Genomic DNA, 24333 nt, shown 5'->3' on the forward strand with positions numbered 1-24333 from the left:
ATCTCCTCGCGGCTCTTCCAGTTAGTGAACGCGTCGTCATTGACAGTCACAGGTCCATCTTTCGAGCTAGGCGGCGCTCATATGCTAACCCGCCGGTGTGGTGGCCCTTCAGGCGGAGCCCCGGGGAGGGGCCCGTGACCAGGCCCGCAGCCCCGCTCGACGGGGACCGCCCTGCCCCCCCGGGGCGGCGGCGCCGTTCCGCGCCCGACGGCCGCCCGGTGGTGGGGCGGTGGTGGGTGGGTCTGCCTGAAGCCCGTCTTCCCGCAGGGGAGCGTGGCCGCGCACGGAGTGCGAACGGGGACGTGGCCGCGAGGGCGGATGTGAGTGTGGCCGCGAACGGGCACGGAACGTGAACGTGAACCCGCGGTGGCGGGTTGTCCGGCGGTGTGGTCCTGATCAGCGGACCCTTTTTGCGTTGTGCCGGGGCGTGCCGGGTTCCTGCCGGTTTTTTCTGCGTCGCCGGTGTTCATGGTGAGGGTCTCATGGCGGCGGCGGGTGGGGGTGCCGATGCCGGGCGGCGCGGAGAGAGGAGTGGCCCTTCACCCCTCCGGCCGGGTGTCGCCGGGGGAGAGGGGGCGCCCGGCCTCCGGGTGGTCCCCCCGGGGCCCCTATGTCTTTGGTCAAGGGAAACGGGGGTGCGTCGGGTCGGTGAGCCGGGCAGCATGGCGGGGTGGCTGATCTAAGACCATGTAGGACACGGTCTTAGGGCCGGGTGACGGTCAGAGCGCCCTGGGTACCCCACCGGTCGAGCACCGCGTAGGCGGGCTGCCATCGGTGCGCGTACGTGTGGTGCGCGGACTCAGGCAGGAGCTGCCTCAGAACGGCGGCCACGGTCCGCTCGGCGACGCCGTCCAGGAGCCATGGCAGGATCCGTGCCGCGTCGGCCTCGATCCGCTGGGCGTGGACGCGCCCGAAGTGTTCCCACTGCTCCTTGCTCAGGATGGTCTGGACTAGCGGGAAGATGGCTTCCTCCTCGTGGCGGAGGTGTCCGCGTAGACCGGTGACCAGCGAGCCGGTGAGCTCACCGAACAGGTCTAGCCCGACATCGGGGCCGGCCAGCGTCTGGTCGATCGCCTCGAGCAGCAGAGCGAGCGCGGCGTGCTCGGCCTCGATCGCCTCCAGCCGCGCCAGGCAGAAGGGACGGCCGTTCAGGGCCTGGCGCAGGGAGGGCCACAGTGCGTCGTCCTCGGCGGCGTGGTGAGCATGCAAAGCCCCCCGGAACAGCTCCCAGCCCGCAGTGGTGCGCAGGACGTTCCGGGGATCGGGATGGGCGCAGGCGGTGGCTCGGGCAAGGTAGTGCAACTCCCTTCGTAAGGCGTTGTGCATCGCGTACGTCACGGTCATGTCGAACCTGTCTCGCACGTCTGTCTGACTCCTGGTGCCGGTGACCGGGTGAGCCCGTGTCAGGCAGTGGCGCCATGACTGGTTCCTCCAGGAACAAAGCAGCGGAAAGCCACGCCTGACGGAGCGGGGCATCATGGGAAGGGTGGCCGGGCGGGAGGACGGCTGGGGGAACCGAGGCCCTCGACGGCCAGCCTGCCCGGGTACCTAAAGCCTCCCGTGAGAGCCATGTCCGGATCAACACAGGCTTCGTGCATTGATCGATAACTCGACGGTTATCGCCGTACGGGGGCGGTCGTGGAACGACGCGGCAGGGAGATTTTCTTGGCCCTGGCGGAGGAGACGCACTTCGGTCGGGACAGCCGAACGGCTCCGGACCGCCCAAGCACGGGGCACCCGGGCATCTGAGCCGGGCCGGACAGGTGCTGCGGGGTCAGGAGTTCGGCGATCAGTGGTGTCGGAGTGTCCTGAATCCCGGGCGGCTGGACCACCGGCTCGCCGGGCACCAGCCGGTCTCCCGACCTCATGCCGGCGTTGTGCCCGCCGACACCGTCACCGCCAGAGGGAAGGAGCCCCGGGACCGTGCCCGTCCGGCCGGCGACGGCGGCATCCTCGACTCCGAGACGTGGCAGCGCGTCAGAACCGCAATGCGCCGAGTTCGCGGACCATGTTGGCGAGAGCGCCGATCAGCTCGTTCTCCGCCTCGGTCCGCCAGACCAGAGCGAAGGACAAGGCCGCCAGGTCCGTGACGGGTATCCAGCGGATGTTCGGCATGCCCCAGTGCCGAGTGACATGGCTGGGGAAGCAGTGGACGATCTCGCCCATGCCGACCTGGTTGATCAGATCCTCCGCGTTGGTCACGGGGCGCCCACGCTCGATCGGCCGGCCCTGGGGAGTGTGGAAGGGCAGGTAGCTGTCCTCCCAGTAGTCCGGCATGCCGGGTGCGACGACGTGCTGGAAGTCGGCGAACATCTCCAGTCGCGCCGACGTCCGCTGGGCGAGCTCGTGGTCGGCGGCAACGGCGAGGATCCGGGGTTCCGTGCACAGGACCGGGCCGACGGTGAGGTCCGGTTCCTCCACGGGCAGCCAGGTGACGAGGACGTCCATGTCGTCGTCACGGAGCAGGCCGAACGGATCCACGTACGCCAGCTGGCGGATCTCCAGCTCCCACTGTGGATACCGCGAGCGGAACTCCCTCCAGTAGGGGTGCATGTCGACGACGTTGAACGGCATCATGCCGACGCGGAGCCTGCCGGTGACACCGCGGGCGGCCAGCCGGGCGCGTTCCAGGGACTCGTGCAGGCCCGCATAGACCGGCTGCAGGTCGTCGCGCAGCTGGCGTCCGACGCTGGTCAGGCGCACGGTGCGGCTGGTGCGCTCGAACAGCGCGGCGCCGATCCGCCGTTCCTGCTTTCGGATGGCCTGGCTGACCCGCGCCTGGGAGACCGTGAGCCGCTCGGCGCTCCGGCCGAAGTGCAACTCCTCGGCCAGGACCAGAAAGATCTCGATGTCCCGCAGCTCCATCACACCCCCCGTGTGTCCTTCTCCGCCGACAACCCACAGGCTGTCGAGCCGCAGAAGTATATGTTGATCATAACTCCGCGCTCACGAGCACTGACGGGAGCGGGCGTGCCGGACGGCAAACTCCTGCCCCTATAGCGCACCCACGAGTGGATCGAGTACGGGGGGCTCGCCGAGGTGCCGGCACACTGAGCCGCCGCAGGGCGGCGATCTCCTCAAGGCGCGTGTCCGGCACCTTGCAGCTCGTGAGGACCACATCAGGGGCGAAACAGTTCCGTACTGCCAGGAAGGCTTCAAACTGGTCGGAGGCCAGGGCGCGCAGCACCAGGCGCTTGGCCGGCTCACCCTTGGTCCAGGACTTGTGCAGGTAGAGCTCCCGGTCCACCAGTGCGCGGCCACGGGTCGTGGCGTAGGCAGCGAAGACGCCGATCTGGCTGGGGGTGAAGTTGCTGGTCTGCCGGGTGGGTCGTCCGGGGAAGTCTCGGTCGGCCATCCAGATGGTGAGGTCGTGGGCGATCCGGTAGGTGCTGGCCTCGGTGGCCACGTCGAGGCTGGTCCCGATTCGGCTTCTGAATCGATGCTGCGCCCAAGGATTATCGCGGCACACGTCCGCCGGCCGGACCGCCGCCCACGGCCCCGCCGTTGCCTCGTCAGCGGACAGGCCTGGTCGTGCGGTCGCCTCTGGTGCGATCATGATCCTTTCTCGGAGGTCGAGTTGGGGGATCAGAGCATGGTCTTTGTGCTGTCCTTGGACGCTGTGGCTGCGACGTTGAACATGGCGGGTGGCAAGGGAGCGGCCCTGTCCGAGCTCGCGCGCGCGGGGCTGCCGGTACCGGGCGGTTTCCATGTGACGACCGCCGCGTACCAGGAATTCGTCACCTTGACAGGCGTGGCCGACCGCATCCGTGCGGAGCTCACTGCCGCATCCGGACCGGACGGCGATCCGAACACGGGTGCGGGTGCCCGCATCCGGGCGCTCTTTGCGGAGGGCCCGCTGCCCTCCGCCCTGGAACAGGCCATCTCGAAGGCGTACGCGGAACTCGGCGACGGCGCGCGCACGGTCGCCGTGCGGTCGTCGGCCACGGCGGAGGACCTGCCCGACCTGTCCTTCGCCGGCCAGCAGGACACCTACCTGAACATCACCGGCGAGAGCGCCCTGTTGGCAGCCGTCCGACGGTGCTGGGCATCCCTGTGGACCGATCGCGCCCTCACGTACCGAGCCCGGGCGGGCATCGCGCATGAGGACGTCTCGCTCGCCGTGGTGGTGCAGGAGCTGGTGGCCGCGGATGCCGCCGGGGTGATGTTCACCCTCGACCCGCTCGGCGGGCGTGCCGACCGGCTCGTGATCAATGCGGCCTGGGGGTTGGGCGAAGCCGTCGTCAGCGGGCTGGTCACCCCGGACACCCTGGTCGTCGACCGGGCGAACCTGGCTGTCGTGGAGGAACGTATCGCCGCGAAGGAGTTGATGACTGTACCGACCGCCGATGGCACCGCGGAGCAGCCGGTCCCCGCGGACCTGCGCGAAGCTCCGGTCCTGACTGCCGAGGAGGCCGGTGAACTGGCCCGGTTCGGAATGGCGATCGAGGAGTTGTACGGGGAGCCGCGCGACGTCGAGTGGGCGCGCGAGGCGGGTTCCTTCCGCATCCTGCAGGCACGGCCGGTCACCACGGTCGCGGCGCCCCGGCCCGAGGTGTGGAACGACAGCACCGGCACCGATTCCCTGTGGACGAGCGCCAACCTGGGCGAGGCCGTCCCGGACGTGATGACGCCCGCGACCTGGTCGTTCGTCAAGACGTTCATGGGCGATGTGATGGTCGGGGCCAGCCTGGAAGGACGCCCGATGTACGGGAACATCGGCGGCCGCTTCTACATGAACCTCAGCGTCACGGCTACCCTCGCGGCCGCGTTCGGGCAGGGCCGGAAGTTCGCCCGGGCCAACGAGTTGGTGTTCGGGCGCCTTCCGGAGGGCATGGCCATTCCGCTGCTGCCCGCATCCCGGCTGCGGGTCTGGCGGGACACCATCGGCGAGGCGTTCGCGGTGCTGAGCCGCATTCGCGCGAACGGAAAGCAGCTGCCGGCGTTCCTGGAGGGGGCGCCCGCGCGCTGCGAGGAACTGCGGGCCCGCGTCGCCGCCGCGGTGACCGCGGAGGACCTGTCGGCCCTGTGGGAGTCGGAGGTGGAGCCGTACTTCCGCCGCTGCTGCCACATGCTCCAGGCCGCCACCCGCCAGGACGGCGACTCCCTCGTCAAGGTACGCGGCACCCTGGAGTCCCTGGTGGGCGAAGTGGACGCCGACCTGATGACCACCGGCCTCGGCGACGAGGGTCAACTGGCCAGCATGGGACCGCTGCTCGGCCTGGAACGGCTCGCCCGCGGGGAGACCGACCGCGACACCTACACCCGTGCGTACGGTCACCGCGGCCCGCACGAGTTCGAGGTGTCCCTCCCGCGGCCCGCCGAGGACGCGCAGTGGATCGACCGGCAGCTCTCCGCACTCGGCACGGTCGAGGAGGACGCGGCACTGCGGCTCGCACGGCAAACCACCGCTCGCGCGGCGGCATGGGACCGCCTGGCCGCCGAACACCCCCGGCGGGTGACGGGGATACGCGTCGCGGTGGACACCTGGGCGGCCTCGGCACGCCTGCGGGAGGCCGCCCGTACCGAGGTCGCCCGCGTCTTCTGGCTGCTGCGCACGTTCGTACTGCGTGCCGGCGAGGTCAGCGGGGCGGGGGAGGAGCTGTTCTTCCTGTCCCGCGAGGAGATCCTCGCCGTGCTCGGCGGTGACCGGACTCCGCTCGCCGCGGTGCCGGCCCGCCGTGCCGCGTACGAGGGCTACCGCGAGCTTCCCACCTACCCGACTCTGATCCGGGGCGAGTTCGACCCGCAGACCTGGGCCGCCGACCCGAACCGGCGGGCCGACCTGTTCGACGCGCAGGACACGACACCCGCCACGGACACGGTCGCGGGCTCGCCCGCGTCCGCCGGCGTGGTGGAGGGCATCGCCCGGGTCGTCGCCGCCGTGGAGGAGGGCGAGGTCATCCGGCCGGGCGAGATCCTGGTGACCACAGTGACGAACATCGGCTGGACACCTCTGTTCACGCGGATCTCGGCGATCGTGACGGACGTCGGCGCGAACCTCTCGCACGCCTCGATCGTGGCGCGGGAGCTCGGCATTCCGGCGGTGGTCGGATGCGGAAACGCCACGACGCGGATCCGGACGGGGGACAGGATCCGGGTGGACGGCGGCCGCGGGACGGTGGACGTCCTGGAGCCGGCGACCGCGACCTCCGAACCCGCCTGACCGCTCGGCCGATGCCCCGACCCCGAAACCCAGTGTACGAACGGATGAGCAGACCGGTGCCCCAGCACGAACAGGCCATGCGCCGCCATTTCCACCAGACCGCGGCGCGGCACGGATTCTCAGTCGCCCCGGCACAGGAAGCCGCCGTCGAGCGGTTGGCCCGCCTGGCGGCCGAACTCGCCCGGCCGGCCTGGACGTTCCCCAGGCCGCCTCGCGACCTGTACGTCTGGGGCCCGGTGGGTCGGGGCAAGAGCTGGCTGGTGGACACCTTCTACGAGGGGCTGCCCGCCCGGCGCAAACGCCGGCTGCACTTCCACGACTTCTTCCGGAGGCTGCACGACGGAGTGACCGGACCGGGCGCCCGCCACGACGGGCAGAGCGCCGTCGACAGCGCTCTCGACGAGCTGATCGGGGATAGCCGGATCCTGGTCTTCGACGAGTTCCACGCACACGACGCGGGCGACGCGATGCTGATCGCCCGCCTCTTCCGGACGCTCCTCGACCGCCGGATCACCCTGGTCACGACCTCCAACTACCCGCCCGCCGGACTGATGCCGGACCCGCTCTACCACCACTTGTTCGAGCCCACCATCAAGCTCATAGAGGAACGGATGGACGTCCTTGACGTTACGGGTCCGGTGGACTTCCGCCGACTCGCCGCGCCTCGGCCGGCGGCCGGCGGCCGCCGGTTCGCGACGGGCCTGTGCCTCCCCCCGGGGGACACCGCCCTGGAGGCGCTGGGCCTCACCGTCCCGGCGCCCGCCGAGGCCACCACCGTCCAGGCCCACCTGCGGGAGCTCCCGGCCCGCGCGGTCCGCGGCGAACTCGTGTGGCTCGGCTTCGACGCGCTGTGCGAGACCGCGACGGCGGTGCCCGACTACCTGGCCCTCGCCGAACGCTTCGGCACCCTGGTCATGGACGGCGTACCCCCGCTGGCCGAGGCCTCCACGGACGGACGGCAGCGGTTCGCGAACCTCGTGGACGTCGCCTGCGACCGCGACGTCCGGCTGATCCTCATCGGCTCCGACCCACTGACTTCCCTCCCCGACGGCCAATCCCTGACCCGCGACCTGGACCGCACGACGAGCCGGCTCGCGATGCTCCGACGCGCGAACTGAGCCCGGGCCGCCGCGGCACCCAGGCCGGGTTTGCGGTAGTACTCTCCCGGCCTGGCACGTTCGTCGCGGCGGATCGGCTCGCCGGTCGGCCGGTCGAGCCAGGCCAGGCGGTTCAGACCGTGCCGGACCAGGATGCGGTGCACGGTCGAGTCGGGAAGGCCCAGGATCGGGCCGATCCGTGCCGGGCCGAGCTTGCAGTCGGTCCGCAGGCGGCAGACACGGGTCTCGATCACGGCGGCTGTCCGGTGTGGGGTCGTGCAGAGCCGGCTGGAACGGTCGTGCAGGCCCGCATCACCTCGGTCCGCCGGCGGCGGACCCCTTTGTGGGCGGTGGGCCGGAATATCCCCCACCTCTGCGGCAACGTGCGCGATCGGACGGCCCGCGAGGACATTCGACCAGGATCCGTCTGCCGTGAACGGTCAGCCGGGCATTACGGTGCGCCGCGAAGACCTCCGTGTGCGGTGAAGCCTAGACGCCTCCACCACACCGGAGGTCTTCGACCAGGCAGCGTGAACAACGCTCGTGATCGATACACCTAGTCCGCGCGGCCCCGGCTGAGCCTCCCCGACTCGGCGGCCTCGCCGCGTGTGGGCGGCACGGCCCCGACCGTCGTGGTGTACACCGCCTCGGCCGGCAGTCGCCGCTCCAGGGCGAGCAGCATGATGGCCCCCGCCGTCGAGCTCGCCGCCAGAACCAGCCAGGGCAGTCGGCCGTCGACCGTCAGCAGCCCGGTGAACAGTGACGGCGCCAGGGTCTGGGACAGCGCCCAGGACAGTTGGTAGGTGGCCAGGTAGCGGCCGCGCGCCTCAGCGGGAGCGGCGCTCACTGAGAGTGCGCCCGCGCTCGGGCTGTGCACCAGTTCGCCGATCGTGTAAAGGACCAGAAGCCCGACCATGCCAGCCATCACGCCCTGGCGGGGCATGCCGCCCAGCAGTGCGTAGCCGAGGAACGCGGTGGCGAAGACCAGGGCGCCGACCGCGGCCACCCGGGTGCGTCGGGCGAAGCGCCGGCCGAGCCCACCGACTGGCACGCCGGCGAAGGCGCAGAGCGCGGTGTTGACCGCGAACAGCGGACCGGCCACCGAGGCGGGCAGGTCGAACTGGCTCACGGCGTACACCGGCAGCAGCACGCTGAGCGCCGAATACCCCAGGGCGATCAGGAAGTTGGCCAGGGTGAGCCCGGCGTACGGGCGGTCGCGCAGCACCGCGCGGTAGCCGGACCGCTGCCGGCCGGTCGCGGGGCGGGCCGGGTGGGGTGTCCTGATCCGCAGCGCGAACAGTGCCGCGACGAAGAAGGTGATCGCGTTCAGCCAGGCGACCGCGAGGAAGCCTCGGTCACCGCCGAGTTGGACCAGTCCGGCGGCGAGCAGGCCGCCGGCGCCGAGGCCGGCGTTGTTCACGCTCCGGGCGAGTGCCATCAGCCGGTCCCGGTGCTCCCCCTGGGCGAGCTCGCCGATCAAGGCCTGCTGGGTCGCGGGGAACGCCTGGGCGCCGGCCGCGGCGAGGGTGGCGACCAGGGCGAAGACCGGCAGGGTGGTGCCGAGCGGGAAGGCCAGGAAGCCGAGGCCGCGGACCAGGTAGAGAACCAGCCGCACCCGTCGGGCACCGAACCGGTCGACGGCCCAGCCGCCGACCGGCATGGAGCCCATCGCCAGTAGTCCGGCCACGGTCAGGACGGTGCCGATCGTCGGCAGTGGCAGTCCGGTGATTCGCTGGAAGAAGACCAGGCTGAATGGTACGTACATGCCGGTGCCCACCGCGTCCACCAGCATCCCGGCGATCAGGTTCCGCTCGCCGGGCACTCGGCGGTCCTTCGCCTTCATACCCTCTCCTCAAGTCGATTTGCTTTCCGTGGATTCCGGCCTCGGCCAGCTGGGCGTCGCCCGTGGCCTTGCTGTAGCCGAGGGACTCGACGATCAAGCCGTCCCGTACCAGCGGGAGGTTCACGCCGCGGACCGAGTCGATGGGTCCGTCGCCGAAGTGGTACCGCCAGCGGACCGTTGCCCGTTCACCGGTGACGACAACGGCCTCCGGCTCGAACTGGCTCATGCGGTCCTCGGCGAGTGCCTGGCGGAACTCCAGGCACTCGGCGCGGCCTTCATAGCGGGCCCGTCGGGCTCGTCGAGGGGCCGGCACTTACGCTTCCCTCACGCAGTCGTCGGCGATCAGGTCGCCGAGCGAGGAGGCGTCGTGGTCGATGAAGGCGTGGTTGAAGCGGTGGATGATCTCGGCCGCGGTACGGAACGACATGCAGCAACCCCGGGCCCGGCCGGGTGGCCGGCCTTCCCCGACGGTGCACATGCCGTCCCGGCGCCGACGGCCGGGCGCCCTCGGCGGCCCGCAGGGCCTGGTTCGGCCGGGGTCTCCAGGCCGTCGGGTCATCGCGTTTCCTGTTGAGGGCCGGTCCCCGCCTCCTCGACCGCGGTGGCGGGAGCGGGGATCGCGTGTTCCGCGGCGCGACTGACGTGCTCCCATGCCGCCCAGGTGTCCATGCGGGTGCGGGTGATGTCGAACGCGAGGTCGTAGATCATGCCCCCCAGGAGGAGACGCAGCGGTGGCTCGTCGCTGTCGACCAGCTTGAGCAGCGCGGCTGCGGCGAGCTTCGGGTCGCTGTCGACCGAGCCTTCGGCGAACTGTTTGGCCAACTCCTCCCGCAGCGGCGCGTACGCCTCCAAGGGGCTCGTGTTGCGCATGGCGGTGTAGAGGTCCGTCCAGTAGCCGCCGGGCTGGACGATGCTCACCTTGACCCCGAAGCTGGCTGCCTCTGCGGCGAGGGCTTCACTGAGCCCTTCCAGGGCGAACTTGCTGGCGCTGTAGAGGCCGGTGCTGGGGAAGCCGCCCAAGGCGGCGATACTGGAGACCTGCACCAGGTGCCCGAATCCCTGCTCGCGCAGGGCGGGCATCACGGCCTGGCTGACCCAGAGCGTGCCGAAGAAGTTGATGTCCATTTGGGCCCGGGCCTCGGCCTCGGTGAACTCCTCGACCATGCCCATCGACAGCATGCCGGCGTTGTTGACGACGATGTCGAGCCGACCGAAGTGGCCGACCGCCTCGGCGACGGCGGCGAACACCGCGTCGCGGTCGGTCACATCCACCCCGAGGGGCAGCACCCGCCCGGGGTGGGCGGCCGCCAGCTCCTCCAGCGGGGCCGTGGTGCGGGCGGCGACCGCGACGCGGTCGCCGCCCGTCAGTGCCGCTTCGGTGAAGGCGCGGCCGAGGCCCCGGCTGGCGCCCGTGATGAACCAGACGCGGCTCGTGGTTTCTTCTGAGACGAGCATGTGCGGTACTCCTGTCTGAGGAACGAGGCGCCCGGGGCTGGGTGCGCGGGCGTGCCGGGCTCGCCGGTCGGCTCCCGGTCTTCTTCCTGCGTGTGTGGGCGTGCTGCCGCCCTGGGACAACGGCTTGTCTCCGGTCGACACGCTCCGGCGGCCGCAGGCGTCCCGCTGGGCGGTGCGGTGTCACCGGTACGGGCGCCGCACCGCTCACGGATCACCGAGCAGCGGTTCCGGCCCGCTGTCGATCTTCCAGCTCCCCGCCGTGACCATCAACATCGAAGATCAGCAGGATCCGATAACTCAGGCTTATTGATCGTTTCAGGATGCCTTCCGGAGTCGGCGGAGGCAGAGCTGCCCGCCCTGCCGAGCAATCTGGTCCTCGGGGCGGGCACGGCGGGGGCAGGCTGTTCTCGGCTGCAACCTGGACCACTCCGGGGACCAGTGTTCACGCACTCCTTGAGAGGGTGCGGGATCTTGCAACCGGCAAGACTGGCGCGGCCATCTCGGCGCGCTTGAACGCGCCTTCCAGGTGCGGCAGCACGGACGCTATGGGCACCCGCGTGCCACCGCGGTCGACATTCAGGGCCAAGGGTGTCGCCGTAGAGCGCGAGGTCGTCCACCCCAGCACTCTGGGTGTGACCCGTGGTGGCAGCGGCATCCGCATCAGCTGGGACAGGACGGTACACCGCGAGAGCGTGGTGTTCAGGATCCGCGGCATCCGGGCACCGCCTCGGCCGGCCAGCAGCACCCCGACGGACTCCACCAAGCCTTGCAAGAACGGGGTGCGGCGTTGGTAGCGCACGGTCAGGCCCGGCACCTGTTCGGCGAAGGTCACCTTCGGGCAGGACGGGTTCTCGCAGTACAAGCGGCCTACGGACAAGTCGATGCGCAGCGGCCGGCCGCCGAGAGCGACATCGGCGAGGCGCCGTACATAGCGGCTATGGCACCACGCACTGGAGCGACCGCATCCCGTACATCCCGTTGGAACGCCAGACTTCGTGCGGGCCCGGACCGCCACGACTTCATCGGAAACATCGGCTGGCACAACCACCACATCTGCCAACTGCGGTAACAGGTTTGCTAGTTCCAAAGAGTACAGCCGCAGGCTGCCCTCTACGCGGACCTGTCGATCCTGTCACCGAGATGATCTCTGGCTACGAAAATCTTGCCAGAGCCGTGAACGCGCACCACTGCGTACGGATGAAAGTGCACCGTTGTTGATGCGGTGAGGCTGGTGTCGCGCGAGTCTTCTGTCGTCCTGTTCGGGGTCGGTGGAGGGCGGCGAGAGTGGTCTTGGATCCGCATCGCTGGTTGGAGTTGAGGCGGTTTCGCGGCCTGTACGAGTCCGGCGCGATGAGCCTGCGGGAGATCGCGAAAGAGACGGGGCTGAACCGGCGCACGGTCGCCAAGTACCTGTCGGGCGAGACGCCGGTAACACCGCCGAGGAGGGCGCCCAACGGGCAGCCGTACCGGCGGATGGTGATGAGGTCGCGCCGTTGATCGACGCGATGCTGTGGGCCGAGATCCTCCTCAAAGGAGCCGTGATCCACGAGCGCCTAGGCCGTGTTTTGGAAGTCGGCTCTGCTCCTCGTCCCGCATCGCGATGATCGCGGTGTGGGACGAGGGGATCTTTCTGACGGGCAGTGGGCGGTGCTGGAGCCGCTGTTACCGGTCGCGGTGCTGGGGCGGCCGTCGTTGGTCCGACGGAAGCTGATCGACGAAATCCGGTGGCGGGTGCGGACCGGTGCTGCGTGGCGGGATCTGCCGTCGGAGTACGGGCCGTGGCAGACCGTCTACGGACTCTTTCGTCGCTGGCAACGCGACGGCACCTGGCCCGAACTGCTGACCCGGCTGCAGGCCCAGGCGGATGCGGCCGGGCTGATCACATGGGAGGTCAACGTCGACTCCACGATCTGCCGGGCCCATCAGCACGCCGCGGGCGCCCGCCGCGACGGCCAGGCCCAGAACGAACCGCCGGGCGGAACCCGCACCGAGCCCGACGACCACGGCCTGAGCCGGTCACGGGGAGGTTTCACCACCAAGATCCACCTGGCCTGCGAACAAGGCCAACGGCCACTGTCCCTGCTGGTCACCGCAGGACAGCGCGGTGACAGTCCTCAGTTCACCGCCGTCCTGGAAGGCATCCGAGTGCCCCGCACCGGACTCGGCCGTCCCCGCGTCCGCCCGCTGCGAGTGCGAGGCGACAAGGCGTATTCCTCCCATGCCAACCGGGCCTACCTGCGAAAGCGGGGAATCCGGTGCACGATCCCGGAGCCGGCCGACCAGGTGGCCAACCGCAAACGGCGCGGGAAGGCCGGCGGGCGGCCTCCGGCCTTCGACCGCGAGGACTACAAGGCCCGGCACGCGGTCGAGTGCGGGATCAGCCGGCTCAAGCGCAACCGAGCGGTCGCCACCCGGTTCGACAAGCTCGCCGTCCGCTTCGAAGCCACCGTCCTGATCGCCGCGATCGGCGAATGGATATGACGGGCCTGAGCGGTCGGTTCCTGCGCGAAAACGATGCAGCCTGGCTCACTGCGGGCTGGGACGGGGCACCACTGCCCTCACGGTCGCGCAGTGGCTTCCCAGGCGGCAGTGACACACCCTTCTTCCCAGTGCCACCACTCCTTCGTCTCGCCGTGCTCCAACAGCTCGCGGATTTTCAGCAGGTCTGCCTGCGGCGGGACATCCAAGGCCACCATCCCGAACCGCTCGATGCCTTCGCCCGTCGTGCCGAGGCGATGGAAGACCTCCAGCACGCTCTGCCGAGCGGCGGCTGAGCCGGCGTCCTTCAGCACGATGAGCCGGATGGTGCAGTTCTGCGAAGGCTGAACCGTTTCTCCGGCCCAGAGAACACCGTCATCATCCGGTTGAACCCGGATGACATCACCACTGGCGACTCCGCGGACGAACCAGGGAGTGTTGTCCAGCCGCACCGTGCCATCGTCGAGGTCGACAGCCCACAGGCTCTCAACACTCGCCGGCGGCCATCCGTCCTCGTCTATCTCCATGCGGAAATGGACCTTCACGTGGTCGTCACTGATGTTCGTCACCGAACCATCATCCACTTCGCATCCACCAGACCAGACTGCGGAGCACGGAGGTGTGTGTCTCCGGACCCGACTGGCAGCCCGCGGCGATCGCCGATCGCCGCCAGATGATCGGCTTCTAAAACACGGCCTAGCCGTGCACGGCCGGCCCTTGCTCCAGGTACGCGGCCAGCATTTCCAGGCAGTGTGGCGACAAACGACACCGTGCCCCGCTCACCCCGCTCGAGATCAGGCCCTGCACGCCGCTGTTCCGCTACAACTGGCGTCACCGGTAGGCCGACTTCCGGCTGATTCGAAGCCGCCGCGCGGCCTCCGGTGGCTTGACCTTATGCCCGAACAACTCAGCTGCCTGGATCCGTACCGTCTCGCGGCGCCGTCGTCCCGTCGCGGTCAACCCGCCCCCATTCGCATACCGCGACTTCCATAAAGATCACCCTGATGAGTCGAAGTCAGTAACACCGACGCCACTGCCCACGTGGGCCCCGTACTCAGCGTTGGATGTGACAGGACTCGGAGCCGGGCCAGCCCGGCTGAGACGGCACCTGTCGTCCGTGCACCTTCACCTGTGGCTGAAGCTGGCCATCGCCGTCGCCCTTGTAGAGGTGGAGGGTGCCGTCCTCCCAGATGGCCATGAGGTCGGCGATGCCGTCGTTAGTGAAGTCGTCCTGCACGCGGAAGGCGGTCTGCCGGATCCAGGCGGCCAGGTCGTCGACCACGCTGGTGCGGGTCTCGGCCGGATCGGTGCCGAGGTACCCACCTTGCCAGGAGAGCGAGTTGACGGCGACGAGTTCCGGGACGCCGTTGTCGTCGCGTAGCGCCGGTCCGCCGGTGTCGCCCTGGCAGATGACGGCGTTGCCCGAGCCGTTCAGGCCGACCGACGTGATGTCGAGGGACAGGGCGGCCCCGGTCCCGACCTGTGCCTTCACGCTGTATCCACGCTTTCCCCACATGTGCACCATGCATATGGACCGCAGTGATGGAATCTCGGCCACAAGGAATTTTTTCGGCCACCCTTCTTTGCGCCGACATTAACAGTCCGAGATCACGGTTGACGCCACGGAATCGGACCATGTGTAGTTGCCATGGAAGGTCAGAAAAAAGAAGACCAGAACGTGTCACCTGCATCGACCTGCAGGGCGAGGGATGTTCAACGTGACGTTCACGGCTTGGGCCCGCCACATGGGCTGTATGCACATCGCAAAGCCGGCGCGAGCGTCAACAGCAAGGAGAAACAATATGGCCGGGCTCCTCGACGCCATCACCAAGACGCAGAAGCCGCGGGTGCACAAGTACACCCGGGAACTTCTGGAGCGGGCAGAGCGCGAGCACGGTGAGGACTCCGGGGCCTACCGGGGGATTTACAACCAGTATTTCCGCATGCCGTCCACGATGCCCAGTATCGGGCAGAGCACCCGGCATTTCGACGCCCTGATGCACGACGACTTCCCGGAGGGGCTGGAGCGACTCTACCGGCGTGTCGTCGTCATCGACATGCTCTCCGCCTGCGCCAGTGAGTGCGTGTTCTGCGTGCGCGGTCTGTACAATCCGCACACCCTGGGCAAGGGCCAGATGACCGCCATCGGGGAGTACCTGAGGAAGGACGCGTACCTGCGCGAGATCCTCATTACCGGTGGCGACCCGCTGATCTCGCCGCGCAAGCTGTACCAGCTGCTGACCACCGTCGCCGAGTACGCGCCCAACATCACCACGGTACGTATGGGAAGCCGTCTTCCCGTGCAGAATCCGACGGCGTTCACCGCGGACACCTACGCCGTGTTCGAGAAGTTCGCCGACCGGTTCCACTTCGATATCTCGTTGCAGATCAACCACTGGTACGAGCTCCAGCCGGAAGCCGTCGAGGTGCTCGAGAAGCTGCAGGGCTGCGGGGCGCGGCTCTACAGCCAGAACGTCCTGCTGAAGGGCGTCAACGACGACATCGAGACGCTGATCGAGCTCTACGACCGGCAGCGGACCCTGCGTTTCATCCCGCACTACCTCTTCCACGCCGTTCCCATGGTCGGCACCGACGAGTTCCGCACCAGCGTGCACCGCGGGCTGGAACTCGCCCGCGAGCTGAGCACCAGTGGGTTCCTCAGCGGTCTGGCCAAGCCGAAGTACACGGTGATGACCGACATCGGCAAGGTCACCCTCTACGACGGCACCATTCTGGGGAAGAACGGGCACGAGCTGACGCTGCGGACTTCCTATCGCCTTGAGGACCGGCTGCGCTGGAACCCCGGTTATCAGCTGCCGGCCAGCGCCACCCCCAATGGGCACGGCACGCTCGATGTCGTCTACATCGACGGCGAGGACTGACCATGAGCGAGCAGCAAAACCGGGTCGTCTTCTACTTCTTCGACTCCGCCTCCTCCATACGCGCCTTCGGTCGGCTGGATCTCCCCAAGGAACGTCAGGCGCTGGGGCTCACCACCGTGTGTGTCACCTCCGATGATGTCGTTGGCGCGGATTTCGTCAGTGACGCCTTCGACCACCTCTTCGTTCTGCCCGCGCAGCCCAGTCCGTACGACCCCGGCTGTATCGACGTCGCCGCCGCACTGGACTGTGTGACGCGGGTGTGCGGGCCGGACTTCGACCGCGATTCCGTCACCGTCATCTCCTGCGGCGAATACACGCCGCTGGCGGCCGCGCAGGTGCGCGAGAAGCTGGGCATTCCCGGCGCCTCGGTGAGCGAGGCCAACGGGTTCCGCGACAAACTGGCGATGAAGCACGCGGTCGCCGCCACCGTCACTGTCCCCAAGAACGTTCCTTTCGACCGGGACCGGTTCCGGCGCGAGCCCGAGGCGTATCTTGATTGGCTCCTGGGCGATCTGGGGCATCCCTTCATCATCAAGCCGACGAACATGGCCAGCAGCTCCGGCGTGCGCAAGGTGCACACCAGCGCAAACGCGGCCGATGTGCGGGCGGTGCTGGAGGCCAACCAAGGCGCGTTCGAGGCCGAGGAGTTCATCAGCGGCGAGCAGTACCACTGCGAGACGCTCTACCACGAGGGCCGCAGGATCGCGTCGTTCGTGTCGCGCTTCAACTCCAGCATGCTGGACATGATGAGCGGCCGTACGGTGGGGTCGCTGCCGGTGCCGCCCGCCGATCCGGTCGGCCGCGCCGTCGGCGAGTGCGCGCATCTGGCGTCGGTGGCGCTCGGGGTGCACAGCGGTGTTACCCACACCGAGGCCATGGTCCGTCCCGACGGCGGCGTCGTCTTCATCGAGACCGCCAACCGCGCGCCCGGCGGCGACGTCGTCCGCCGGTACGTCGAGGCGTTCGGCGTCGACATCCTGGAGATCGACCAGCGCATCAAGTCGGGTGTGCCCTACGAGCTCGACCCCGTCGAGCGGGGCCGGTACTCGTTCTGGGCGTACGTTCCCAAGCCGGACGGCGTCATCGCCGAGCTGCGGCTTCCGGAGCTGTCCAGCTCCATCGACGTGAACTGGTTCGTGGCGGTGGGCGAGCAGACCACGCGCAGCACCAGCTTCGAGGAGCCCGCAGGTCTGCTCATCGTGACGGGCGACGACTACGCGCGCGTGTCCGCCGACTTCGCGGCGGTCCTCGACTTCCCGTTCATCACCGTGCGCTCCGACAGTCAGGGGCACGGCTAGCCCCCGGGCGACCCCGCACAGCGCAGCCACCAGCACTTTTCTTGAGGTACACCATGAGCGATACGGCAACCCCGTCCCTTGATCACCCGCAGGGCAGCGACCAGTACTCCGGGCTGCACATCCTGGACCTGAGCGAGCAGGACGCCCGGGCGGCCCACGCCCTCGCTGCGGAATGCGCCCAGGAGTTCAAGTCCGCCGACGACCCCCGCTTCCTCGACCGGGCGCCGGTCATCGCCCACCGCCTCCCGCTCGCCGTGCGCGATCACCTCAACACCGCCCGGCGCGACGAGCGCACCCGGGCGACGATGATCCGCGGCAACGTCATCGACCAGAGCGCGCTGGGCGCCACCCCCGCCCACTGGAGCGAGGCGAACACCGAGCCCAGCCAGGCCTACGGCTGCCTGCTGGCGCTTTACGCGTCGCTGCTCGGCGACGTCATCGGCTGGGCCACCCAGCAGTCGGGCCGCCTGGTGACCGACGTCCTGCCGAGCAAGGGCTACGAGCACAGCCTGATCTCCGCCTCCAGCGAGCTGGAACTGGGCTGGCACACCGAGGACGCCTTCTCGCCGCACCGCGCCGACTGGGTGGGCCTGTTCTCGCTGCGCAACTTGGCCGAGGTCCCCACCACCCTCTCGTACGTCGACACCCATCTCGTGCCGGCCGACATCGCCCGGGTGCTGTCCGAGCCGCGCTTCGTCGCGCTGCCCGACGCCTCGCACGAGTTCGACGCCTCGGCCCCGCCGATGGCGCCGGTCGCCGTCCTCGACGGCCACCGCGACCGGCCCGTGCTGCGCATCGACCGCGACTTCTTCCAGGCGCAGGACGGCGACGCCGAAGCCGCCGAGGCGTTCGCGTGGATCGTCGCGCACCTCGACGCCAACCTTGCCGACGTCCTCATCGGAACCGGGGACGTCTGCTTCGTCGACAACCGCAACGTCGTGCACGGCCGCCGCCCCTTCCGGGCCGGTTTCGACGGCAACGACCGCTGGCTCAAACGTGTCAACGTCGTCCGTGACCTGCGCCGCACCCGCCCGGGGCGCACCGACGACGCCACCCGCGTCATCGGCTGAGAGCCCGCAGGGCGCCCGGCCCGCACTCCTTCCCCGCGCACCCGCACCCGCTCCCCCGTGCCGCCGCGGGTGCGCGGGCCGCGACGGCACCCTTTCCCCACCACGTACCGAGGAACCCCGACATGACCGCTGTGACAACCGACCGCCAACCGCACTCCGTGCCCGCCGACCGCCCGGTCGTCCTGCTGGTGGAGAGCCGCCGCGCCACCTTCACCGAGAACGTCCTGAGCCGCGACGACGTGACGGTAGTCCTGCTGCGCTTCGACTCGGTCGCGCTGACCCAGGAGTACAAGGACCGCACCGCCGCCGTCCCCACCTTCACCCTGGACACCTCCGCCCCGCTGGAGCGCGAGGCCGAGCGCTACACCCGCTGGGTGCGGGAGACCGGTGTCGTGCCGACGTACTTCTGCAACCCCAACGAGGCCCTCCAGGCCGACGCGCAGAAGTTCGCGGAGCTCGCCGGTCTGCCGCACCTCTCGCAGGAGCAGGTCGCCTGGGTCCGCAACAAGATGACGATGAAGGACCGGTACGCCGAGCTGGGCATCGCCCACCCCGCCTACCGCCCGGTCAAGACGCTCGCCGACGTCGAGTCGTTCGCCGACGCGCACGGCTGGCCGGTCATCCTCAAGCCCATCGACTCCGACTCCTGCATCAACACCTACCGCATCGACTCCGCCGAGGGCCTCGCCGACATCCCCGCCCTCGACCCGCAACTGCACTGGATGGTCGAGCAGTTCATCCGGGGTCGCGAGTTCCAGCTGTGCGCGGTCATCGCCCGAGGCGAGGTCGTGGACGCCTACCTGTCGAAGAACCCGGCGCCGATCCTGGAGGTCCTGGACGGCGCGATCAACGCCAACATCACCTACGCGCCCAGCGAGTCCCTGGAGGTCGACGCCAAGGCGCTGGCCCAGCAGCTCACCGACGGCCTCGCCATCCCGTACGGCTATCTGCACGGCGAGTTCTTCCTCACCGAGGACGGCGAGTTCTACATGAGCGAGGTCGCCGCCCGCCTGTCGGGCTGCGAGGTGCCCATGAACCACGGTCTCGCGTACGGCTTCGACTTCCTCAACGTCGTCCTCGACACCTATCTGGACCGGGTGCCCGAGCCCCGCTACACCCAGGACCGCGCCGTCGGCGACCTCCTGCTGCCCACCCGGCCCGGCAGGCTGGTGGCCATCAGCACCGAGGAGGAGCTGCGTAAGCTGCCCGGTGTGATCGGCGCCCATCTCACCGCGCGGCCGGGCGACCTCCTGGACCCGCCGCGCGCCTCGCACGCCAGCACCGGTTACGTCCACGTCGAGGGCGCCACCGCCGACGAGGTGGAGCAGCGCATGCAGGCGGTCCTCGACCACTTCGTCCTGGAGGTGGAAGCGGCGTGAGCCCGACAACGACCGACGAGAGCGCGCCCGGCTACCGGGAGCTGCTGCGGCCCCCGGGGGTTCCCCGGCTCTTCGCCGGGTCGCTGATCGGGCGCGTCTCCTTCGGCATGATGCCGGTCGGAGTCGTCCTGTACGTACAGCAGGCGACCGACTCGTTCTCCGTCGCCGGTATCGCGATGGCCGCGTACTCCATCGCCAACGTGCTGACCGGGCCGCTGCGCTCGTGGGTGTCGGTCCGGCTGGGGCACAGCGCCGCGCTGCTGGCGCTGTCGCTGCTCAGCGGTGCGGCGCTGCTGCTCCTGGTGCCCGTCGGGGAGAGCGGTGCCCCCTCCTGGCTGCTGACCGTGCTGCTGGCGCTGGCCGGGTGCAGTGTGCCGCCGTTCGGGGCGCTGATGCGGGTCGGCTGGTCGCGCAAACTGCCCGAGGAGTGGGTCTCGCGGGCCTTCGGTCTGGACTCGGTGGTCGAGGAGTCGACGCTGATCGTCGGCCCGCTGATCACGGCGGCCGCGGTGGCCCTGTCGGGTGCGGGGCTCGCGGTGCTCGTCAGCGGCGCCGTGTGCGTGCTCGGCGGGCTGCTCATGGCGTCCGCCGCGGAGCGCGGGCGCCTTGGGGCGGCGCGGGACGAGAAGAGCGGCGGCGGCCACATCCGGCAGGTCGCCCGCGAGATGCGCTGGCTCCTGGTGGTCTTCGTGGGCGTGGGCTTCACGCTGGGCGCCGTGGAGGTGGTGATCCCGGGCTTCGCCACGGAGACCGGCCACACCTCGCTGTCCGGCGGGCTGTTCGCCACGCTCGCCCTGGGCAGCGCGTTCGCCGCGCTCGTCTACGGGCGGCGGACCTGGAAGGCGAGCGCCACGCGCCGACTGATGGTGCTCAGTCTGCTGCTCGCCGCGGGCGCCGCCCTGATGGCCACCGCGAACGGTCTCGCCCTGGCGCTGCCGCTGCTCGTCCTGGTAGGCATCGCGATGGGGCCCGCCGTCATGACCGCCTATCTGCTCGCCGACAACCTGACGGTGGGCGCCGCCGCCAAGACCCACGGGGCGATCCTGGCCAGTGTGGCGTGCAACGGCGGTGCGGGCATCGGCGCCGCCGTTGCGGGGGTGGCCGTCGCCGGGCTCGGCGTCAGCCAGGCCTTCCTCATCTGCGGTCTCGTCACCTCGGCGGCCACCGGCCTCGGCGTGCTGCTCCTGCGAGGCGGCGGGGCGGCCGAGCGGCGGGGCGTGCGCGTGCCCGTGAGCGCCGCCGAGTAGCCGACGGCCTCCTGCGACAGCGGCTGTCCACCCGCCTCCCCGGTGGGCGGACAGCCGCTGTCGCGTCATCGCCGGGGCCGCCAGGTGAGCGGCAACGTGGCCAGGCCCCCCCCGGAAGTTGGAGTACAGGCGCTGCGCGGGCCCCGCGGGCGCCATCTCGCCCACCCGCTCCCGCAGGTCCTCCAGCACCGCGCCGATCTCCGCCCGCGCCAGGAACGCCCCCAGGAAGAAGTGCGAGCCGTACGCGAAGGACAGGCGCCGGTTGGGAGTGCGGTCCAGGCGGAAGGCGTCCGGCTCGTCGAAGGCCCGCTCGTCCCGGTTGGCGGAGGCGTTCCACAGGGTCACCACGTCCCCGGCCCTGATGTGATGGCCGTGCAGCGTCAAGTCCTGCCCGGCGGTGCGGCCCGCGTGCAGCGTCGGCGTGGTCCAGCGCAGCACCTCCTCGACCGCCGTCCCGGTGGCGACGTCACCGGCCTGGTACGCGGCCCACTGCGCCGGGTTGTCCAGGAGGGCGGCGACCCCGCCGACCAGGGCGAGGCGGGTGGTCTCGTCGCCGCCGAGGATCAGGCTGTAGCAGTTGAGGATCACCTCCTCGCCGCTCAGGGGTGCGCCCTGGACCCGTATCCGGGTGAGGAGGCTGACGATGTCGTCCCCCGGATCGACACGACGCTGGGCCGCGAGGTCGCAGAAGTACAGCAGGATCTCGCCCCGGGAGACCCAGGAGTCCTGCCGCAGTCCGTGCTCGCTGTCCGAGCCGAGCGCAGACGATGCCATGTCCAGCAGCCGCCGACGGTCACCCGGCGGTACGTCCAGCAGGTCGCAGATCGCCCGCAGCGGCAGCTGCCCCGCCACGTATTTGATTTTCTTCACTGAAGGAGAGAGAACGCGATGACGACCGACCCAGAAGCTGTGGTCCGCGCCGCCTACCACGCGGCCGAGGGCAGCACCATGGACGTACCGGGATTCATCGAGCTGTTCGCCGGGGACGGCGTGTTCAACAACGTCGTCGCAGGCGAGACCAACCGCGGCGAGCACCTGGGCGACCTGGTCGTCTTCATGGGCAATCTGGCCCCTGACATCCACCGCGAGCTCCACCGGTTCCACGTCATGGGGAACATCGTCGCCGTCGAGCTGTCCATCCAGGGGACCTTCACCGGGCCGTTCGAGACGCCCGCCGGCATCATCCAGCCGACCGGCGCCAAGCTCGACATCCCGACCGCCGACTTCTGGCACATCGAGGACGGCAAGATCAAGGAGTTCAACTGCTACGTCGGCCTCAGCGTCATGCTCGACCAGCTGGGAGTACAGCCCGACTTCGCATCGGCCGTCACGACATCCACCACCACGACGAACTGACCGGCCAACCGAACATGACGATGATCTGCACGGCCTCACGAGAACGGCCATGGACGTGACAGGACAGCCGCTCCGGCGAACAGGCGGTGTCCGAGCGCAGCCACGCGCAGACATCCACGCTGAGCACGATCCGCCGCCGACACGTGGCAACGGCAGTGACACCAGAAGGCCCCGCAGCCGGTCCGCGTCCGGGCGGCCGTGGTTCAGCGTCCCGTACAGCGAGCCGTAGCCCCGGCGGTGCTCGGCGGTCAGCGACAACACCACCGGCGTTCTCACCGCCCGTCCTGGCACAGCAGCGCGTCGCACCGCTCGAAGAGAGCGTCCGCCCGTGCGGACAGACACCCATAGAAGGCCGTCCGAAACCGTGACAGACCCGCGAACACACCGCAGTCGTCAACGTATGGCGGCACACCCATCACCACAGCCTTCGCCGTGAACTCCTGGATCTCGTCGCAGAGTTCAGGATCAGGGGGAATGCCGCCCCCATACCCTGCGAGGCAAGACTGTGGGCCGCCGCCGGGTGGTATCGCCGGCGGCGGCCGTGGTGCGGGGACGGGCGGTTCCCCTTCCGCGGAGCCTTCGCACCAAACGTCCTCACCGGCATCCGGAGTGCGCGGGAGTTCACCCCGGCTCGAACAGCTGGGAGGACTGGGGCCGGAGCCGTGCTCTCGGTGATGCGGCTCCGGCCGTCACTCACCCCAGGGTCAAGGGGGCCAGGCACACGGGCTCAGCGTCCGGCGACCGGATCGTCCCGGCCCAGCGGACACCTGCCCTGGAACCAGCGTAAGACGGGACGAGGCATCGCCGGCACCCCGCCGTCTGGGGTCGGTGAGCCGGAGCACGATGGTTGTCATCAAGGCCTGCTTGTTGCCGCCAGGCGAACGAGGCTGCTGAGGGGAGGGCCCGTGGGCGCAAGCGCGTACTCTTGCCCTGATGGCGGCGCCGAGGCGGCGAGGGCTCGGGCTGCCTGCCCCCCGGCGATGTGTGAGGCGCTCCCGGTGGGAACCGGGGCGACTGGGCGAAGCCAACGGCCGGCCGGCGTCCCTTCGGTGTCTTCCTGTGGATCGACGGTGTTCCGGACGCGGTCGGGCCGGCCGAGATCACGGCCATGCTTCCCGGGGACGAACTGCCGTACGCCGGTGCGCACGTCACGGGCGCAGCTCTCGGGCATGCCGACACAACCACCAGGTGAGGATCGCGTTCACCGTGCGGACAGCCGCTGTAACCTGACGGCGGCAACAAGGCCGCAGACTCGCCGACGGTGACAAGCAGCGTGCCTCGGTGGTGAGAAGTCCTCTGCTTCGCCCGGCGCACATGGCCAGCCGGCACGAACCCGTCGGTGACAGCCACTGTGCTTCGGCACACCCAGGGGCCGGGTCCCGCTCGCTACCCCGGGGGACCGGACAGTCGCCAGCGCGTCCGGCCGCGGGATACGGCTCACGCATCCTGTGCGGGGCCGCTTGCTGACACCAACCGGGCTTGGCCCTGTCCGCCTGTGCCTACGCCAGCAGGCCGGACATCCTCTGTGCGTATCGTGCCCCGGCCGCCGCCCTCGGGAAGGGCCGCAGCTGCGCCTGTGCTGCCGGGACCTGCGCGAACGCCCGGCTGGCTCGCCGCCGTCTCTGGACGGAGGGGGTTGACGGTGTTGACGGTAACGGCATGCCCGTGGTGGGGGAGTGCGCCGGCTCGTCGCCCAGTGCTCGGCCGTCGCCGAGGTCAGCTCCGCGCCACGTTCCCAGGCCGCCGGGATCGTGTTCAGCGGCCTCGAGATCGGCAGCCGGAGGACCTGATGGTCAGGCACGTGGACTGACCGGGGCGGGCACTGACTTCGTCGAAGGGGTCTCGCACGGGCTTCATGCCCGTTCCGGCTGCCGATATCGAAGGCGTTGTTGCGCCCTGGCGTCTTCGTTGCGAAGGAAGGGAAGTGATCTTGCCTTCGATGTTGTGGTGGTGGGTTGGTGGTTGGGTGTCGGCGCCCGGTCTCCCGGCCTGGGGGCGTGGTGGTGGACCGGTGGCCGGGTGGCGAGCCGAGACCGACGTCGCTGTCGATGCCCTGTGGTGATGG

Annotated in this window: 17 protein-coding genes and 3 pseudogenes; 10 read left to right on the top strand and 10 right to left on the bottom strand. The window is 69.7% G+C overall.

The features are described 5' to 3' along the window. Positions 1-702 precede the first annotated feature (702 nt). From FHS38_RS33880 to FHS38_RS33890, 3 genes are all read right to left on the bottom strand, one after another. The gene (locus FHS38_RS33880; protein WP_229822911.1) at positions 703-1362 is read right to left on the bottom strand and encodes a hemerythrin domain-containing protein; all 660 of its coding nucleotides are present in this window, start codon (positions 1360-1362) and stop codon (positions 703-705) included. A gap of 615 nt (positions 1363-1977) precedes the next feature. Then, positions 1978-2865 (bottom strand): LysR family transcriptional regulator, encoded by an 888-nt coding sequence (locus FHS38_RS33885; RefSeq protein ID WP_184740352.1) that lies wholly within the window; start codon positions 2863-2865, stop codon positions 1978-1980. 67 nt (positions 2866-2932) lie between these two features. Beyond that, positions 2933-3556, bottom strand: a complete 624-nt coding sequence (locus tag FHS38_RS33890; protein WP_184740358.1) for a hypothetical protein — start codon at positions 3554-3556, stop codon at positions 2933-2935. 63 nt (positions 3557-3619) lie between these two features. Here FHS38_RS33890 and FHS38_RS33895 point away from each other — a divergent pair, with 63 nt between their 5' ends. Together FHS38_RS33895 and zapE are read left to right on the top strand one after the other, a co-directional pair. Then, entirely contained in the window at positions 3620-6163 is a 2544-nt protein-coding gene (locus FHS38_RS33895) for a PEP/pyruvate-binding domain-containing protein (RefSeq protein WP_221495690.1), read from the top strand. A 44-nt stretch (positions 6164-6207) separates the two neighbouring features. Next, positions 6208-7281 (top strand): cell division protein ZapE, encoded by a 1074-nt coding sequence (gene zapE, locus FHS38_RS33900; protein ID WP_184740297.1) that lies wholly within the window; start codon positions 6208-6210, stop codon positions 7279-7281. A gap of 41 nt (positions 7282-7322) precedes the next feature. On the opposite strand, the pseudogene FHS38_RS33905 reads toward zapE, so the two are convergent. The 3 genes and pseudogenes from FHS38_RS33905 to FHS38_RS33915 all read right to left on the bottom strand — a co-directional run. Further along, positions 7323-7704: pseudogene (locus FHS38_RS33905) on the bottom strand (transposase family protein); the annotation flags it as partial. A 112-nt stretch (positions 7705-7816) separates the two neighbouring features. After that, the gene (locus FHS38_RS33910; protein WP_184740299.1) at positions 7817-9103 is read right to left on the bottom strand and encodes an MFS transporter; all 1287 of its coding nucleotides are present in this window, start codon (positions 9101-9103) and stop codon (positions 7817-7819) included. A 555-nt stretch (positions 9104-9658) separates the two neighbouring features. Beyond that, entirely contained in the window at positions 9659-10558 is a 900-nt protein-coding gene (locus FHS38_RS33915; RefSeq protein ID WP_184740301.1) for an SDR family NAD(P)-dependent oxidoreductase, read from the bottom strand. A gap of 1611 nt (positions 10559-12169) precedes the next feature. Between FHS38_RS33915 and FHS38_RS33920 the strand changes: the two genes are divergently transcribed. Continuing rightward, on the top strand, positions 12170-13039 hold the full coding sequence (locus FHS38_RS33920) for an IS5 family transposase (RefSeq protein ID WP_184740303.1): 870 nt from the start codon (positions 12170-12172) through the stop codon (positions 13037-13039). A 77-nt stretch (positions 13040-13116) separates the two neighbouring features. Here FHS38_RS33920 and FHS38_RS33925 read toward each other — a convergent pair whose 3' ends face one another. The 3 genes and pseudogenes from FHS38_RS33925 to FHS38_RS33930 all read right to left on the bottom strand — a co-directional run bounded on the left by FHS38_RS33925 (position 13117) and on the right by FHS38_RS33930 (position 14528). Next, positions 13117-13605, bottom strand: a complete 489-nt coding sequence (locus FHS38_RS33925; protein WP_184740305.1) for a DUF4265 domain-containing protein — start codon at positions 13603-13605, stop codon at positions 13117-13119. A gap of 130 nt (positions 13606-13735) precedes the next feature. After that, positions 13736-13996: pseudogene (locus FHS38_RS36575) on the bottom strand (helix-turn-helix domain-containing protein); the annotation flags it as partial. A 94-nt stretch (positions 13997-14090) separates the two neighbouring features. Next, a complete protein-coding gene (locus tag FHS38_RS33930; protein ID WP_184740307.1) occupies positions 14091-14528 on the bottom strand; it encodes a hypothetical protein in 438 nt (145 codons plus the stop codon). Positions 14529-14838: 310 nt separating this feature from the next. On the opposite strand from FHS38_RS33930, the gene FHS38_RS33935 reads away from it, so the two are divergent. The 5 genes from FHS38_RS33935 to FHS38_RS33955 all read left to right on the top strand — a co-directional run bounded on the left by FHS38_RS33935 (position 14839) and on the right by FHS38_RS33955 (position 20912). Then, positions 14839-15918: a hypothetical protein gene (locus FHS38_RS33935; RefSeq protein ID WP_184740309.1), complete on the top strand. Its 1080-nt coding sequence runs from the start codon at positions 14839-14841 to the stop codon at positions 15916-15918. Positions 15919-15920: 2 nt separating this feature from the next. Then, positions 15921-17216, top strand: coding sequence for an ATP-grasp domain-containing protein (locus FHS38_RS33940; RefSeq protein WP_184740311.1), 1296 nt, complete (start codon positions 15921-15923; stop codon positions 17214-17216). Positions 17217-17269: 53 nt separating this feature from the next. Continuing rightward, the gene (gntD, locus tag FHS38_RS33945; protein WP_184740313.1) at positions 17270-18286 is read left to right on the top strand and encodes a guanitoxin biosynthesis L-enduracididine beta-hydroxylase GntD; all 1017 of its coding nucleotides are present in this window, start codon (positions 17270-17272) and stop codon (positions 18284-18286) included. Between the two features lie 122 nt (positions 18287-18408). Continuing rightward, positions 18409-19665, top strand: a complete 1257-nt coding sequence (locus FHS38_RS33950) for an ATP-grasp domain-containing protein (protein WP_184740315.1) — start codon at positions 18409-18411, stop codon at positions 19663-19665. Continuing rightward, entirely contained in the window at positions 19662-20912 is a 1251-nt protein-coding gene (locus tag FHS38_RS33955) for an MFS transporter (RefSeq protein ID WP_184740317.1), read from the top strand. Before FHS38_RS33950 ends, FHS38_RS33955 begins: the two co-directional genes overlap by 4 nt. Positions 20913-21152: 240 nt before the next feature. On the opposite strand, the pseudogene FHS38_RS36495 reads toward FHS38_RS33955, so the two are convergent. Continuing rightward, positions 21153-21350, bottom strand: a pseudogene (locus FHS38_RS36495) (cytochrome P450); the annotation flags it as partial. On the opposite strand from FHS38_RS36495, the gene FHS38_RS35900 reads away from it, so the two are divergent. Then, positions 21285-21785, top strand: a complete 501-nt coding sequence (locus tag FHS38_RS35900) for a hypothetical protein (protein WP_229822914.1) — start codon at positions 21285-21287, stop codon at positions 21783-21785. The pseudogene FHS38_RS36495 and the gene FHS38_RS35900 overlap by 66 nt on opposite strands. A 15-nt stretch (positions 21786-21800) precedes the next feature. Beyond that, positions 21801-22268 (top strand): ester cyclase, encoded by a 468-nt coding sequence (locus tag FHS38_RS33965; protein WP_184740319.1) that lies wholly within the window; start codon positions 21801-21803, stop codon positions 22266-22268. The last annotated feature ends 2065 nt before the right edge of the window (positions 22269-24333 follow it).

The sequence above is a fragment of the Streptomyces netropsis genome (assembly GCF_014203545.1).
Lineage (GTDB): Bacteria > Actinomycetota > Actinomycetes > Streptomycetales > Streptomycetaceae > Streptomyces > Streptomyces netropsis.